The organism is Glaesserella sp., assembly GCF_041817755.1.
Lineage (GTDB): Bacteria > Pseudomonadota > Gammaproteobacteria > Enterobacterales > Pasteurellaceae > Glaesserella.
This window is the reverse complement of the sequence record NZ_JBGYBX010000056.1, coordinates 25,664-40,681: the sequence shown is the minus strand read 5'-3', so window position 1 is coordinate 40,681 and position 15,018 is coordinate 25,664. Positions and strand designations below refer to the sequence as shown.

18 protein-coding genes are annotated in these 15,018 nt (G+C 43.2%); 17 read left to right on the top strand and 1 reads right to left on the bottom strand.

Going from position 1 to position 15,018, the window contains the following annotated elements; genetic code table 11:
- The first annotated feature begins 83 nt into the window (after positions 1-83).
- From ACEYKX_RS08715 to ACEYKX_RS08680, 8 genes are all read left to right on the top strand, one after another.
- Positions 84-1,094: an extracellular solute-binding protein gene (locus ACEYKX_RS08715; RefSeq protein ID WP_373768238.1), complete on the top strand. Its 1,011-nt coding sequence runs from the start codon at positions 84-86 to the stop codon at positions 1,092-1,094.
- 128 nt (positions 1,095-1,222) lie between these two features.
- Positions 1,223-1,825: an LPS export ABC transporter periplasmic protein LptC gene (lptC, locus tag ACEYKX_RS08710; protein ID WP_373768212.1), complete on the top strand. Its 603-nt coding sequence runs from the start codon at positions 1,223-1,225 to the stop codon at positions 1,823-1,825.
- Positions 1,826-1,834: 9 nt separating this feature from the next.
- A complete protein-coding gene (gene lptA / locus ACEYKX_RS08705; RefSeq protein ID WP_373768211.1) occupies positions 1,835-2,335 on the top strand; it encodes a lipopolysaccharide transport periplasmic protein LptA in 501 nt (166 codons plus the stop codon).
- A gap of 7 nt (positions 2,336-2,342) precedes the next feature.
- A complete protein-coding gene (lptB, locus tag ACEYKX_RS08700; protein WP_373768210.1) occupies positions 2,343-3,068 on the top strand; it encodes an LPS export ABC transporter ATP-binding protein in 726 nt (241 codons plus the stop codon).
- A gap of 62 nt (positions 3,069-3,130) precedes the next feature.
- Positions 3,131-3,670: a PTS sugar transporter subunit IIA gene (locus ACEYKX_RS08695; protein ID WP_373768209.1), complete on the top strand. Its 540-nt coding sequence runs from the start codon at positions 3,131-3,133 to the stop codon at positions 3,668-3,670.
- A 2-nt stretch (positions 3,671-3,672) separates the two neighbouring features.
- A complete protein-coding gene (gene rapZ / locus ACEYKX_RS08690) occupies positions 3,673-4,533 on the top strand; it encodes an RNase adapter RapZ (protein WP_373768208.1) in 861 nt (286 codons plus the stop codon).
- A gap of 1 nt (position 4,534) precedes the next feature.
- Positions 4,535-5,719 carry an FAD-dependent monooxygenase gene (locus ACEYKX_RS08685; RefSeq protein WP_373768207.1) on the top strand — a complete coding sequence of 395 codons (1,185 nt, stop codon included), beginning with the start codon at positions 4,535-4,537 and terminating at the stop codon, positions 5,717-5,719.
- A gap of 148 nt (positions 5,720-5,867) precedes the next feature.
- Positions 5,868-6,443 carry a lipoprotein HlpB gene (locus ACEYKX_RS08680; protein WP_373768206.1) on the top strand — a complete coding sequence of 192 codons (576 nt, stop codon included), beginning with the start codon at positions 5,868-5,870 and terminating at the stop codon, positions 6,441-6,443.
- Positions 6,444-6,556: 113 nt separating this feature from the next.
- On the opposite strand, the gene ACEYKX_RS08675 is transcribed toward ACEYKX_RS08680, so the two are convergent.
- Positions 6,557-6,832: an acylphosphatase gene (locus ACEYKX_RS08675; protein ID WP_373768205.1), complete on the bottom strand. Its 276-nt coding sequence runs from the start codon at positions 6,830-6,832 to the stop codon at positions 6,557-6,559.
- A 148-nt stretch (positions 6,833-6,980) separates the two neighbouring features.
- Between ACEYKX_RS08675 and rsxA the strand changes: the two genes are divergently transcribed.
- From rsxA to lpxM, 9 genes are read left to right on the top strand one after another with little or no spacing between them, the layout of a single operon-like run.
- A complete protein-coding gene (rsxA, locus tag ACEYKX_RS08670) occupies positions 6,981-7,562 on the top strand; it encodes an electron transport complex subunit RsxA (protein ID WP_373768204.1) in 582 nt (193 codons plus the stop codon).
- A complete protein-coding gene (rsxB, locus tag ACEYKX_RS08665) occupies positions 7,562-8,170 on the top strand; it encodes an electron transport complex subunit RsxB (protein ID WP_373768203.1) in 609 nt (202 codons plus the stop codon). Before rsxA ends, rsxB begins: the two co-directional genes overlap by 1 nt.
- On the top strand, positions 8,160-10,373 hold the full coding sequence (gene rsxC, locus ACEYKX_RS08660; protein ID WP_373768202.1) for an electron transport complex subunit RsxC: 2,214 nt from the start codon (positions 8,160-8,162) through the stop codon (positions 10,371-10,373). Before rsxB ends, rsxC begins: the two co-directional genes overlap by 11 nt.
- Before the next feature lie 17 nt (positions 10,374-10,390).
- Positions 10,391-11,023 carry a trimeric intracellular cation channel family protein gene (locus tag ACEYKX_RS08655; RefSeq protein ID WP_373768201.1) on the top strand — a complete coding sequence of 211 codons (633 nt, stop codon included), beginning with the start codon at positions 10,391-10,393 and terminating at the stop codon, positions 11,021-11,023.
- A 30-nt stretch (positions 11,024-11,053) separates the two neighbouring features.
- Complete coding sequence (gene rsxD / locus ACEYKX_RS08650; protein ID WP_373768200.1) at positions 11,054-12,121, top strand: electron transport complex subunit RsxD; 1,068 nt, start codon at positions 11,054-11,056, stop codon at positions 12,119-12,121.
- Complete coding sequence (rsxG, locus tag ACEYKX_RS08645) at positions 12,118-12,750, top strand: electron transport complex subunit RsxG (RefSeq protein WP_373768199.1); 633 nt, start codon at positions 12,118-12,120, stop codon at positions 12,748-12,750. Before rsxD ends, rsxG begins: the two co-directional genes overlap by 4 nt.
- Complete coding sequence (locus tag ACEYKX_RS08640; RefSeq protein WP_373768198.1) at positions 12,750-13,349, top strand: sugar O-acetyltransferase; 600 nt, start codon at positions 12,750-12,752, stop codon at positions 13,347-13,349. The genes rsxG and ACEYKX_RS08640 overlap by 1 nt, the downstream gene beginning before the upstream one ends.
- Positions 13,350-13,354: 5 nt before the next feature.
- A complete protein-coding gene (locus ACEYKX_RS08635) occupies positions 13,355-14,047 on the top strand; it encodes an electron transport complex subunit E (RefSeq protein WP_373768197.1) in 693 nt (230 codons plus the stop codon).
- 9 nt (positions 14,048-14,056) lie between these two features.
- Entirely contained in the window at positions 14,057-15,007 is a 951-nt protein-coding gene (lpxM, locus tag ACEYKX_RS08630; RefSeq protein ID WP_373768196.1) for a lauroyl-Kdo(2)-lipid IV(A) myristoyltransferase, read from the top strand.
- The last annotated feature ends 11 nt before the right edge of the window (positions 15,008-15,018 follow it).

The window sequence follows — 15,018 nt, the reverse complement described above, 5'->3', positions numbered from 1 at the left end:
TATAACAAAAGTGTATAACCAATGCGCCAACTCCCTTATTTGGAGACTCGAAAATGAAAAAATGGGCTGTCGTTTTATCCGGAATGATGATGTTTTCCTCTCATGTCGCTATGGCAGACAACAATACGGTTTATCTGTATACCTGGTCTGAATATGTGCCGGAAGGATTATTGGATGATTTTACAAAACAAACCGGTATTAAGGTGATTGTATCGAGCCTTGAATCCAATGAAACCATGTATGCCAAACTGAAAACGATGGGCAAAAACGGCGGCTACGATGTGATTGCTCCAACAAGCTATTTTGTCTCTAAAATGGCGCGAGAAGGGATGTTGATGGAGTTGGATCACAGTAAGTTACCGGTATTGAGTGAATTGGATCCGAAAATGTTGGATCGTCCGTTTGATAAAGGGAATAAATACTCTATCCCGCAGTTATTCGGCGCAACGGGAATCGCCTACAACACCGAAACACAAGACCCGGCGAAGTTCCAATCTTGGGGCGATTTGTGGAAGCCGGAATTTAAAAATAAATTGCAGTTATTGGATGATCCGCGTGAAACGTTTAATATTGCTTTATTGAAAATGGGACAAGATCCGAATACGCAAGATCCGAAAATCATTAGAGCAGCTTACGAAGAATTACTAAAATTGCGTCCGAATGTCTTGGCATTTACTTCGGATAATCCGGCGAGTTCGTTTATTTCGGGAGAAGTGGATATCGGCATGTTATGGAACGGCTCGGTGCGTATTGCGAAAAATGAAGGGGCAAAGATTAACATGGTATATCCGAAAGAAGGTACACCGCTTTGGATTGATAACTTAGCCATTCCGGTCACGGCAAAGAATCCCGAAGGCGCATATAAACTGATTAATTATATGTTGTCAGCTCCTGTTGCCGTAAAATTGACGGAAGCCATCGGTTATCCGACTTCTAATATAAATGCATTAAAATTGCTTCCGAAAGAATTGGTTGACGATCCTGCAGTCTTTATTCGACAAGATGTGATTGAGAGAAGCGATTGGCAAGTCGATGTCGGTGATGCGATAGAGCTTTATGAAAAATATTATCAAGAGTTAAAAGCCGCAAAATAATGTTAAAAAGCCTCGAATCATCGGGGCTTTTTTTATGTTGCGGTAAAACTTTTCCGAGAATTTTCGTTCTATATTGCCATTGAAATTTATGATATGATTCAACACTATATCTGTGTATAAGAGACGCTATGAACATACGTTTAAATATTATTTTAATCTTGATCGTTGCAGTGTTGGGGGGCTGGTATTACAGTCAACAAACATCGGATACTATCGGATTGTCCCTTATTAAAAAAGAAGGTGAACCCGAATATGTTGGTCAACAGATGACTACCACGGTCTATGATCTTACCGGAAAACCGCAATATTTTGCCGAAGCGAAAGAGATTAAACGTTACGAAGAGACGGAGCGTACGGAATTTTTTAAACCGTTACTGAATTTGTTTGATAAAGAGACGGCATTTAAACAATGGAAAGTCACGGCGGATTATGCGGAAGTCACCAAGGATAAAATGCTTAATTTAAAAGGGCACGTGAAGATTGAAAGTTTGGATCCGACTTCCCGTTTGCAAAAAATCGAAACCGATTCACTGTCCGTCGATTTAAATACGCAGGATATATTCTCCCAAAGTATCGTCAAATCTAACGGTATGGGATTTACGACTACCGGTACCGGATTAACGGGAAACTTAAAAAAACAAGTCGCCACCCTGACGAAAGATGTCAAAACATATATTGAACCTACAGTAATTAGACCGGCTGATAAAAAAGTCAGTGATTCAACCGAGTAAGGATAGAGAATGAAATTTATAATGAAATCAATTTTTCTCACGACATTGTTCAGTGTCAGTTTTTCTGCGCATGCTTTAAAAGGTGATACGGATCAGCCGATTAATATTGATTCCGGCAGCCAGTCCCTCGATATGGAGAATAACATTGTTACATTCAGTGATAATGTCGTGATTACGCAAGGCTCAATCAAAGTCCATGCATCCAAAGTGACTATCACACGCCGAGAGGGCAAAAAAGAAACGATCGATGCGTCAGGTGCTCCGGTAACGTTCCAACAAACGTTAGATGACGGCAAGCCGGTCAACGGAAAAGCAAACAGTGTCCATTATGATTTAGGAACCGAATTTTTAACACTTATCGGTAATGCGGAACTGAAGCAGATGGATAGTGCGATTAAAGCTGAAAAAATCACTTACGATGTTAAAAAGCAACAATTAAAAGCGTCCGGTGGCGGCAAAGCGCGTGTCAATACCGTTCTCATTCCAACTCAATTACAGAATAAAAAGTAGGTCGAAAATGCCAACGCTTTATGCAGAACACTTAGCGAAAAGTTATAAAAACCGCCAAGTCGTTAAAGATGTCAGTTTGAATGTGAAGGCGGGCGAAATTGTCGGCTTGCTCGGACCGAACGGCGCGGGTAAAACCACGACGTTTTACATGGTTGTCGGGTTGGTTCGTCATGATCAAGGTAAAATTCGTATTGATGATTCGGATATCAGTGTGTTGCCTATGCATGATCGGGCAAAACAAGGTATCGGTTATTTACCACAGGAAGCATCCATTTTCCGCCGATTAAGCGTTTACGATAATTTGATGGCGGTGTTGCAGATCCGAAAAGATTTGGACGACTTACAACGTAAAGCGCGAGCCGATGAATTGATTGAAGAATTCCATATTGAACATATTCGCCATAGTCTTGGACAATCTCTGTCGGGCGGTGAGCGTCGTCGGGTGGAAATTGCCCGAGCATTGGCTGCCAATCCGCAGTTTATTTTACTTGACGAACCCTTTGCCGGGGTTGATCCCATTTCGGTTATCGATATCAAAAAAATTATCGTAAATCTGAAAGAAAGGGGATTAGGGGTGTTAATTACCGATCATAACGTTCGCGAAACATTAGATGTCTGCGAACGGGCTTACATCGTCGGTAGCGGGCAAATGATCGCCAGCGGAACGCCGGAAGAGGTGTTAAATAATCCGGACGTTAAACGCGTTTACTTAGGTGATCAATTTAAACTTTAACTTTTAACAAGCGGTGCGATTTGCAACATTTTTTGCAAAACAGACCGCTTGTAGACAGAAGAATGATGAAACTTACAGCATTTTTATCTCCCGAAAATGTCTATCAGGGTGTTTTACTGTCCAGTAAAAAACGTGCGCTGGAATTGATTGGCAAAGTAGTCGCGGACTATATCAATCAACATTTTCCACAGGATAAAAGTAACCAAGTGTGTCCGATAGAATGTTTTTCAGAGCTGTTCAAACGGGAAAAATTAGGAACGACGGCAATCAACAACGGTGTAGCATTACCTCATACGAAGCTACCTATAACGCTCGGGGTGGCATTGGACGAGCCGATAGCCGTCTTTTTGCAATTGGAAACTCCGATTGATTTTGACGCAAACGACAACAAAGACGTGGATCTTATTTATGCCGTATTATTTCCGGAAAATAGTTGTGAACGTTATAAGGATTGTTTACCGTCAATTGCACAACAATTAAGCGATAAAAATGTGTTAAAGCATCTTCGTGCCGCCAAGTCTTCAGCAGAAATATGGCAGGTGTTGGAGTATGCGGAGCACCAACAACTTATTGAGGAAGCGAAATCTACTAAGGAGGAATAGGTATGGAGTTAATTATTATCAGTGGGCGATCAGGCTCAGGTAAATCGGTTGCCTTACGTGCTTTAGAAGATGTCGGGTATTATTGTGTGGACAATATTCCGTTACCCCTGATTCCCCAACTTGCCGAGTTTTTGGCGACTTCCGATCGCTCAGCCGTGGTCAGCTTGGATATCCGCAATTTGCCGGATGATCCGAACGCATTGGAAACTATCTTAGCCCAGTTACCGAAAGACATTACTACCAAATTGATTTTCTTGGATTGTGAACGTAACGCCTTAATTCGTCGCTATAGCGATTCCCGTCGTTTACATCCGTTATCAAATCTGAATTTATCGTTAGAGAGTGCGATTGATCACGAAAGCAGCTTACTTGAACCGCTGATCCAACAAGCCAACTATATCATTGATACGACGCATATTTCTTCCCATGAATTAGCCGAAAGTTTACGGGGGTTATTGCACGGTTCATCGGATAAGGCACTAAAAATTATTGTGGAATCCTTCGGTTTTAAATACGGTGTACCGGCGGATGCCGATTATGTCTTTGACGTACGATTCTTGCCGAATCCGCATTGGAATCCTGAACTTCGACCAATGACAGGGTTGGAACAACCGGTGATTGAGTTTTTAGAGCGTCAAACCGAAGTACATAATTTTATTTACCATACCCGTAATTATTTGGAAATGTGGTTACCGGCGTTAGAAAAAAACAATCGAAGCTATTTGACCATTGCTATCGGATGCACCGGAGGGAAGCACCGCTCTGTCTTTATTGCCGAACAGTTAGGGCAGTATTTCGCCAGCCGAGGAAAAGATGTTCAGATCAGACATCGTAGCTTAGAATATCATCATAGAAGTATTTAATATGAAAACAGCAGACATTGTGATTATCGGCGGAGGTATGGTCGGATTGACGTTGGCAGGATTACTTGCAGAAAGCGATTGTCGGATAAAACTCATTGAAAAATCGTCTCCACAAATTGACCCCGACCGTCTTTCCAATCGTGTCAGCGCCATTAACTTCACCAGCCAAAATCTATTGACCCGAATCGGCGCTTGGCAAGCCATCCCGAGTGAGCGTCTTTCGCCTTATGATCAAATGTATGTGTGGGAAAAAGACAGTTTTGCCAACATTCATTTTGACAACAATGACTCAACGATTAAGCAGCTTGGTTTGTCACATCTGGGTTTCATCGTGGAAAACGAACAAATTCAAGCGGCACTGTGGGAAAAAATCAGTCGACAAAACAATGTTGAGATCATTTTAAGTTCACCGAAAACATTAGGCATCAGCGATAATGGAGCCTTTTTAACATTGGAAAACGGCGAAATGCTTTCAACCCGATTGGTTGTCGGCGCAGACGGCGCGAATTCTTGGGTGAGACGTCAAACGCACATTCCGTTAATTAGCCGTGATTACCAACATACGGCGTTGGTTTGTAATGTCAAAACGGCGGAACCACACGTTAAAACGGCGCGCCAGATTTTTGCCCCTGACAGCATATTGGCGTTTCTGCCGCTTCATGATGAACAGCATTGTTCTATCGTATGGTCATTACCGCCTGAAAAAGCCGAAAAGTTGCTTGATTGTGATGCCGAAACCTTCAATTGGCAATTAACTATCGCTTTCGACAACCGACTTGGGTTGTGTGAATTGCAAAGTTCTCGTGCGATCTACCCGCTTGTAGCCCGTTATGCGCGTAATTTTGTGCAAGATCGTATTGCGTTAATCGGCGATGCGGCACATACGATTCACCCGCTGGCCGGCCTGGGTGTTAATTTAGGTTTTGCCGATGCATTTACGTTAGCGGAAGAGCTTAAACGTAACTTGGCTTCAGGCCTCGATATCGGGCATTACCGCCATTTACGCCAATTCGAACGAGTCCGTAAAGTTGAAGCGGTGAAAATTTTGACCGCCATGGAAGGGCTGAAGCAGCTTTTTTCCGGTGATCACCCACTGAAGAAACTAGTACGTGGCGTCGGTTTAAGCGTGACAAATCAAAATAATTTCGTAAAAAAAATGTTAATCGCTCAGGCAATTGGGGTATGATTGGTTGTTTTTTGTTCATGTAAACCGATTGTGCTGAGTTTAAATGAACAAATTTTCCTTCATCAAGTCTATTAGCAGTACAATATGTCGTGCCTTACGTATGTGAGGTTTGTTATTTCTTTACTCTTAACTATTCGAGGAATGTTCAATGAACAAATTTACCAAAATCAGTGCGACAGCACTATTCGCCATTTTCTTAACAGCTTGTGATAAACCTGCAAATAAACCGGCAGAAGCACCAAAAGCGGAATCAGCGCCTGCAGCTCAACAAGCACCTGCTGCGGAAGCGGCAAAAACAGAAGCGGCTCCGGTAGAGGCAGATCAACAAGGTGCTGAAGATTTCAAAAAAATTGTTGATTGGAATCTTTCTCAAGAGAAAGCTTTGGCCGGTTTCCAAGCTGAGTTACAGCAAAAATTAGCAAGCCAAGATAAAGCGCAAATTGAAGAAGCATTAAAAACCTTCACGACTAAAGTAGATGAAGTCTTGAAAAGCTTAGATGCGTTAGAAATCAAAAATGCAGATGTCAATGCATTTAAAGCAAAGACCAAAGAAACATTAACATTGTCTAACGAATTAATCGCAGAATCTGTAAAAGCGATGGCAAACCCGAGTGCGACAGACGTACAAAAAGTGATTCAAGACAAAACCCAACAGTTAATGCAATCCGGTGCGGATTTACAGAAATTACAAGCTGAATTACAACAAAAATTCGGTCAAAAATAATTTCTTGTGATGAATGTAAAAAGGTTAGTGGGGAAAAATACTAACCTTTTTAAATATCCAAATAGGTGGTTTAGTGGACAAAAGATATTTTGTCTACTAAGCTTATTTCATGGTTAATAGTGGTATACATCAAAATCTTCAAAAACTTTATCACCTTTATAATCCATTTCAATCACTCGTTCCACCCTTGCCGAGCGGGGACCATGTTGTAACCATTCACGCAATCTTGCGATTTGTTCTTCCGAACCTTGGGCGATCACTTCGACACTGCCGTCACTGCAATTTCGTACCGAACCGACCACGCCGATTTTATTGGCTGTTTGCCAAGTGAAAAAACGAAAGCCGACACCTTGCACTAAGCCGTAGATAAAAAATTGTTTGGATTGCATTGTTCCTCCTTCGATAGCTGTTTGCAAATTTTTAGGAAAATCAGACCGCTTGTAACCTATGTTAACGAAATTCGGTTGTTCATTACAGCAAAAAAGCCGATAATACACGACATTTTTTAGATTTTCTGATGATAAATTCGTGGGTTAAATGGTTGAGCATATTCTGTTAATTATCAGTACGGCGTTAATCAATAACTTTGTGCTTGTGAAATTCTTGGGGCTTTGTCCGTTTATGGGCGTGTCGAAAAAGGTTGAAACGGCTATCGGTATGGGTATGGCGACGACCTTTGTTTTGACGGTCGCTTCCCTTGCCGCTTATTTAGTGGAAAGCTATCTGCTTGTTCCCCTTGAAGCTCAGTTTTTACGCACCTTGGTCTTTATTTTGGTGATTGCGGTGATTGTGCAATTAACCGAAATGATCGTACATAAAACCAGCCCGACTCTTTATCGTTTACTGGGTATCTATTTGCCACTGATTACTACCAACTGTGCGGTATTAGGGGTGGCGTTGTTGAATGTGAATTTATCTAATAATCTTGTGCAGTCTGTGCTTTACGGCTTCGGTGCGGCGGCAGGGTTTTCATTAGTTTTAGTGCTTTTTTCAGCTTTGCGTGAACGGTTAGTAGCGGCAGATGTGCCTAGAGCCTTTCAAGGTGCGTCCATTGCGTTAATTACCGCAGGGTTGATGTCGTTAGCCTTTATGGGCTTTACAGGTTTGGTAAAAATCTAATGTTCGATCATTCCATTATTCTCTATATTTTACTTGCGATTGCAGCGATTGCCTTGGTTTTTGGGGCGATGTTGGGCTATTCGTCGGTTAAGTTGAAAGTTGAAGCCGATCCAATTGTTGAACAGATCGATGCCTTGTTACCACAAAGCCAATGCGGGCAATGTGGCTACCCTGGTTGTAAGCCCTATGCGGAAGCGGTGGCGAACGGCGACGACATTACGAAATGTATCCCGGGTGGGCAAGCGACGGTGGTGAAAATCGCTGAGTTACTTGGGGTTGATGTGCCTGAAACATCAGGCGAAGAGCCTGTGGCGAAGGTGGCGTATATTCACGAAGAACTGTGTATCGGTTGTACCAAATGTATCGCCGCTTGCCCTGTTGATGCGATTATCGGGACAAACAAAGCGATGCACACGGTGATTGCCGATTTTTGTACAGGGTGCGAACTCTGTGTTGCCCCTTGCCCGACTGATTGTATTGAAATGATAAAAGTGAAACAAACGACACAAAACTGGAACTGGAAATTTGATGCGAATTTGGTGATCCCGATTGTGAATACCACTGAAGTTGAAAAGAAAATTGTGGTTGGGGGAAGTAATGCAAGCTGATGTATTAAGCCGTATTCGTGAAGGGAAATTATGGGATTTCCCCGGTGGTATCCACCCGCCTGAAATGAAAAAGCAGTCGAACCAAAAGCCGATCCGTTCGTTACATCTGCCAAAATTTTTCTATGTTCCTGTATTGCAACATTCGGGAACAGCTGGGGAAGTGATTGTTCAGCAAGGGGATTTGGTGCTGAAAGGGCAAGCCCTGACGAAAGGGGATAACTATCGCCAACTGCCTGTTCACAGCCCGACTTCGGGAAAAGTGGTCGCTATTCAGCCCCACGTTTCGTCACACCCATCGGGCTTACCTGAATTAACCATTGTGATTGAAACGGACGGCGAAGATAAGTGGATCGAGCGTCAGCCGATTGATGATTTTTTAAGCCTAACAAGCGATCAGATTATTCAGAAAGTTTACCAAGCCGGGATCGCAGGTTTAGGCGGTGCGGTATTCCCGACATCACATAAATTACATTTTGCCGATAAACGCTGTAAGTTATTGATTATTAACGGTGCAGAGTGCGAGCCTTATATCACTTGTGATGATCGTTTAATGCAAGATTACGCCGATGAGATGATCGAAGGTGTGCGGATTTTACGCTATGTGCTTCGCCCTGAAGAAGTGGTGATCGCCATTGAAGATAATAAATCGAAAGCAATTAAAGCCATTGAAAAAGCATTAAAAGGAGCGAATGACATTAGCCTGCGTGTTATCCCAACTAAATATCCGTCGGGGGCAAGCGATCAGTTGGTGCAAGTACTGACAGGGCTGGAAATTCCGCAAGGCAAACGGACTATCGAGATGGGCATTGTGATGCACAATGTCGGCACAGCCTTTGCCGTAAAACGTGCGGTAATGGATGATGAGCCGTTAATTGAGCGAGTGGTGACGCTGACGGGCGATAAAATTCGCAACAAAGGCAACGTGTGGGCAAGGCTCGGTACGCCGATTTTGCATTTGCTTGAACAGGTGGATTATCAAGCGGACGAACGTTTCCCTGTCTTTTTGGGCGGACCGATGATGGGCTTTATTCTGCCGTCACTACAATCGCCGATAACCAAAACGGCAAACTGTATTATCGCCCCTGATCACTTTGAATATGCACCGCCAGAACCAGAGCGAAACTGTATTCGCTGTTCAAGCTGTTCTGATGTTTGCCCTGTGGGTTTGTTACCGCAACAACTTTATTGGTTTGCCCGTGCGGAAGATCATGATAAATCAAAGGAATACCATTTAGATGCTTGTATAGAGTGCGGTGTGTGTGCCTATGTTTGTCCGAGTTATATTCCGCTAATCCAATATTTCCGCCAAGAAAAAGCCAAGATCAAAGAAGTCGATCAAAAAGCAAAACAGGCGGAAGAAGCGAAGATCCGTTTTGAAGCGCGTGAAGCACGTTTAAATAAAGAGAAAGAAGCTCGCACGGCACGTATTCAACAAGCCGCAGAAAAACGTCGTGAAGAAGTGGCAAATAGTCAAGGTGAAGACCCGGTTAAAGCGGCACTTGAACGCTTAAAAGCGAAAAAAGCAGAAGCGACTACCCCTGTTCAAACCAAAGCCAACGGTGAACCGGATAACCGCGAATTGATGGCACAACGTAAGGCAAGACGGTTAGCAAAACAGGCAGAAGACGCACAGCAAGCGGCGGTTTCCGATGAAAATGTTGCAAAAGCTGAAGTTGCGGAAGATCCTAGAAAAGCGGCTGTTGCAGCAGCCTTAGCCAGAGCGAAAGCGAAGAAAGACGCTCAACAAGCGACGGTTTCCGATGAAAATGTTGCAAAAGCTGAAGTTGCGGAAGATCCTAGAAAAGCGGCTGTTGCAGCAGCCTTAGCCAGAGCAAAAGCGAAGAAAGAAGCTCAACAAGCGGCGGTTTCCGATGAAAATATTGCAAAATCTGAAGTTGCAGAAGACCCAAGAAAAGCGGCTGTTGCAGCAGCCTTAGCCAGAGCAAAAGCGAAGAAAGAAGCTCAACAAGCGGTGACTTCAGAAGAAAATTCTGCAAAAGCTGAAGTCGCAGAAGATCCACGCAAAGCGGCAGTCGCGGCAGCGCTAGCGAGAGCAAAAGCCAAAAAAGAAGCACAACAAACGGTCACTTCTGACGAAAATTTTGCAAAAGTTGAAGTTGTAGAAGATCCACGCAAGGCAGCAGTTGCAGCGGCAATTGCAAGGGCAAAAGCGAAAAAAGAGGCTCAACAACAAAACCTATAATCATAAAAGGAACATAAATGAACGAATTATTCCCCCCATTTCCGTGGTCGTTTTTGTTTATTCAAGACTTGATTGGTACGATTGTTTTTGCGATTTCAGGGGCGATTGCGGCACGCCAGCACAAAATGGATATTTTCGGTATGTTTGTGTTAGCTTTTGTAACGGGCGTGGGCGGTGGAACTTTGCGAGATGTGATGATCGGCAGTACCCCTGTGTTTTGGATGAAACAGCCGATTTATGTGTTGATGATTTCGGTGGCGGTGGTGATTGTGGCGATTTTGAGAAATCAGATCGACCGTGATTATTGGAAAAAAGGCTTGTTGATTTTTGATGCGATTGGCTTGGGCGTATTTACCGTAATTGGTGTGCAAAAAGGGCTGGATTTTGGTTTGCACCCGTTAATTTGTGTCGCCTTAGGTGGTGTGACAGGCTGTTTTGGTGGGCTTATTCGGGATATTTTACGCAACGAAGTGCCGATTATTTTACAAAAAGAAGTGTATGTAACCGCAAGTCTTGTTGGCGGTATTATTTTTATTTTGTTCCGTGATGCCGGGTTTGAAAGTAATTGGATTGATGTGGCAACGGTAACGACGGTAATTGCAATCCGAATGCTCACGATTAAATTTAATATGCATTTGCCGAAGATTTAGCAAATTTAGACGATATAAAGGAAACATTTGATGTTTAAAATGATCAGTTCCCCCCATACGCACTCCAACAACCTGACGGCAAATTTTATGCTGTGGGTGATTGGGGCGATGTTGCCTGCGTTGGTAGTACAGTGGTATTTCTTTGGTTATGGGGTGTTAATTCAGGCGATCTTGGCGATTGGCTTGGCGGTGGTGATTGAAATTGCCGTTGCAAAATTGCGTGGTAAAGCGACCGCTTTCTATTTGGCGGATTTGTCGGGGATTTTAACCGCATTGATTTTAGCAATGGCAATTCCGCCTTATGCACCTTATTGGGTGATTGTGATTGGCGTGATTGTGGCGTTGTTGCTGGCAAAGCACGTTTATGGCGGTTTGGGGCAGAATTTATTTAACCCTGCGATGATTGGCTATGCGTTGTTGTTGGTTTCATTCCCTGTGCAGATGACGGCGTGGTTGCCACCGTTGGCGTTGTTGAACGAACCGCCAACGTTAGCGGATAGTTTTTCGCTGATTTTTGCGAATGTCACCACGGACGGTTTTAGTGTTCATCAACTTATTCAAAGTGTCGATGGTGTGTCGTCTGCCACGGTGTTAGACGGCTCAAAACAGGCGATGAATAGCATTAAAGATAATGTGACCTTAGGTATTCAGTTAGAGAAACTCTTTGCTGATGTGCTGATCGGCGGTTGGGGGCAAGTGAATTTAGCCTTTTTGCTTGGCGGTTTGTTATTGATTTATAAGCGAATTATTCATTGGCAAATTCCTATGGCAATGTTAGGGACTTTTGCTGTATTGAGCTTTGCGACAGATTTTGTGTCGGAAACGGCTCGTTGGACGGCTCAAGCACAGTTATTTAGTGGGGCGATGATGTTCGGTGCGTTTTTTATTGCGACTGATCCTGTCACCGCTTCGATTACGCCAAAAGGTAAACTGATTTTCGGGGCGTTGGTCGGTTTGTTGGTTTATTTAATCCGTTATTATGGCAATTATCCTGACGGCGTGGCGTTTGCGGTCTTGTTGGCAAACATCTGTGTGCCGTTAATCGACCACTATACTCAACCCCGTTTATACGGTACAAAATTAGGACGGAAACAATGAAAACATCAGTGATTACCACACGTTACGCCCTGATTTTAGGGGCAATAGCGTTACTCTGTACGGCGGTTTCAACGGGCGTTTATCTGCTGACTAAAAGTCGAATTGATGCGGTTACGGCAGAACAGCAACGACAATTATTGATAGAAGTTGTGCCACAAGTGCATTTTGATAATGATTTATTGGCAACCTGCAAAGTGGTTAAACTTCCTGAAGCCCCGTTTTTAAATAAAATCTATATGGCAAAAAAAGGCTCGGATCTGACCGCTTACGCTATTCAAGCCACCGCCCCGGACGGCTATTCGGGCAATATCGTGCTGTTGATGGGTATTCAACCTGACGGAACGGTATTAGGCGTGCGAACCCTTGCCCATAAAGAAACCCCTGGGCTGGGGGATAAAATTGAAACCCGAATTGATGATTGGATTTACAGCTTTACCAACCGCAAATTTAGCTTAGAGAATGAAGGTGAATGGGCGGTAAAAAAAGACGGCGGTACCTTCGATCAGTTTACAGGTGCGACCATTACGCCTAGAGCAGTGGTGAATAATGTTCGCCAAAGTGCAAAATGGGTGATTACTCAGTTAAAGCAAAAGCCAGAGATGCTTGAACAATTTGAGAGTTGTCGATAATGCAAAGTGAATATCAAAAAATGATTAGCGGACAACTTTATGATCCTGCTGACCCAAAATTGAAACAAGATAGAATAACTGCACAGGATTTATGTTTTGAGTTAGCTCAACTTAAACCAAGTAGGCTTGCAGAACGGATATTACTGTTAAAACAGTTATTTCGTCGTGAGCAGGACGATTTTCATATTGAGATGCCTTTCCGTTGTGATTATGGTTATAACATTTCGTTAGGAAAGCATTTCTATGCGAATTATAACTGTACGATGTTGGATTGTGCCAAGATTACCATTGGTGATAATGTGATGTTTGCCCCTAATGTTTCATTATTCACGGCAACTCACCCGATTGATGCGGAAAAACGCAATAGTGGCATTGAATTTGCAATGCCGATTACCATTGGAAATAATGTTTGGATCGGGGGGAATTCCGTTGTGATGCCGAATGTAACCATTGGTAACAATGTCGTGATCGGTGCGGGAAGTGTGGTAACAAAAGACATTCCCGATAATTGCATCGCCGTCGGCAACCCTTGTCGGGTGCTGCGTGAGATTGATGAGCGGGACAATATATTTTACTTTAAAGAAAAACGATTTGAGTAATAATTATGGCAACAGAACAGCAAATTCCGATTATCCAAATCGATACTGAATCAAGAGCGGAAGCGCCTTCGATTTGGAAAACCCTTTTTATGCAAGGGCTATGGACAAATAACTCAACATTAGTTCAGTTACTTGGTCTGTGTCCCTTGTTGGCGGTATCCAATAATGTTACCAATGCGTTAGGTTTAGGCTTGGCAACGTTATTGGTATTGACGATAACGAATACCATCGTGTCGATATTCCGCAAGGTGATTCCGCACGATATTCGTATCCCGATTTATGTAATGATTATTGCTACGGCGGTGACAACCATTCAGTTGTTAATGAATGCCTTTGCGTTTCCGGTATATCAATCGTTGGGGATTTTCGTCCCGTTGATTGTGACAAACTGTATCGTGATTGGTCGGGCGGAAGCCTTTGCGTCAAAAAACAGTGTCGCCCATTCGGCTTTTGACGGTTTTGCAATGGGGCTGGGGATGACGTTAAGCCTTGTGGTGCTTGGGGCGATACGAGAAATTATCGGTAACGGCACACTGTTTGACGGCTTGGATTTATTGCTAGGCAGTTGGGCAAAATCGTTAAGAATGGATCTGCTTCATTTAGATTCAGGCTTGCTATTAGCTATTTTACCGCCGGGGGCGTTTATTGGCTTGGGTTTGATTTTGGCAGTGAAAAATATTATCGACCGTAAGAAATAGGGCAAAAGAATGTCAGAGCGAGAAACATATCGAGTAGGTTATCAACATCAGTTCCAAAAAGCCTTTTTACACCCGAAATATTGGGGAATTTGGCTGGGTATTTTGGGATTAGTGATTTTGGCTTATGTGCCATTTCGTTGGCGTGATAAGTTGGCGACTTGGGTCGGAAAAATTGTCACTAAAAAACTGAAAGGGAAAAAGCAATATCATCGAGCGGATACTAATTTACGCTACTGTTTTCCTGATTGGTCGGAAGAAAAGCGGTCAGATGTGATTGAAAAAATGTTTATTACCGTAGCTCAAACGATGTTAGGCATTGGTGAAATTGCCTTACGTCCCGTCGATCATATTCAAAAGCGCAGTGAATTTTCAGGTTTGGATATTGTACGAGAAGCGAGAGCGAACGGTAAAAACGTGATTTTACTTGTGCCCCACACGTGGTCGATTGATGCGTCGGGGATTATTATGCATACCTATGGAATGCCGATGGTATCAATGTATCACCCGCATCATAATCCCCTTGTCGATTGGCTTTGGAATCGTACCCGCGAACGCTTCGGCGGTAAAATGCACACCCGTCAAAATGGGATTAAACCGTTTTTAAATGATGTGCGTAAAGGTAATTTAGGTTATTTTTTACCCGATGAAGATTTTGGTGAAGAGTTAAGCGTGTATGTACCGTTTTTTGCGACCGAAAAAGCGACATTGCCGGGGTTGGCGAAAATGGCTCGTGTGGCAAATGCGGTCGTGATCCCAATGTTCCCGATTTACAATGCGGAAAAAGGCGTATATCAAATTGAAATTTTACCCCCTCTTGAATTTGCTGGTGATGAACTGCAATCCGCTCGACAAATGAATGAAGTGATTGAGTACTTTGTGCCGAAGAATCCGGAGCAATATGTCTGGATCTTGCGTATTTTAAAAACCCGCCGTGATGGTGAAGATATTTACAAGCGGTAGGATTTGAGAGA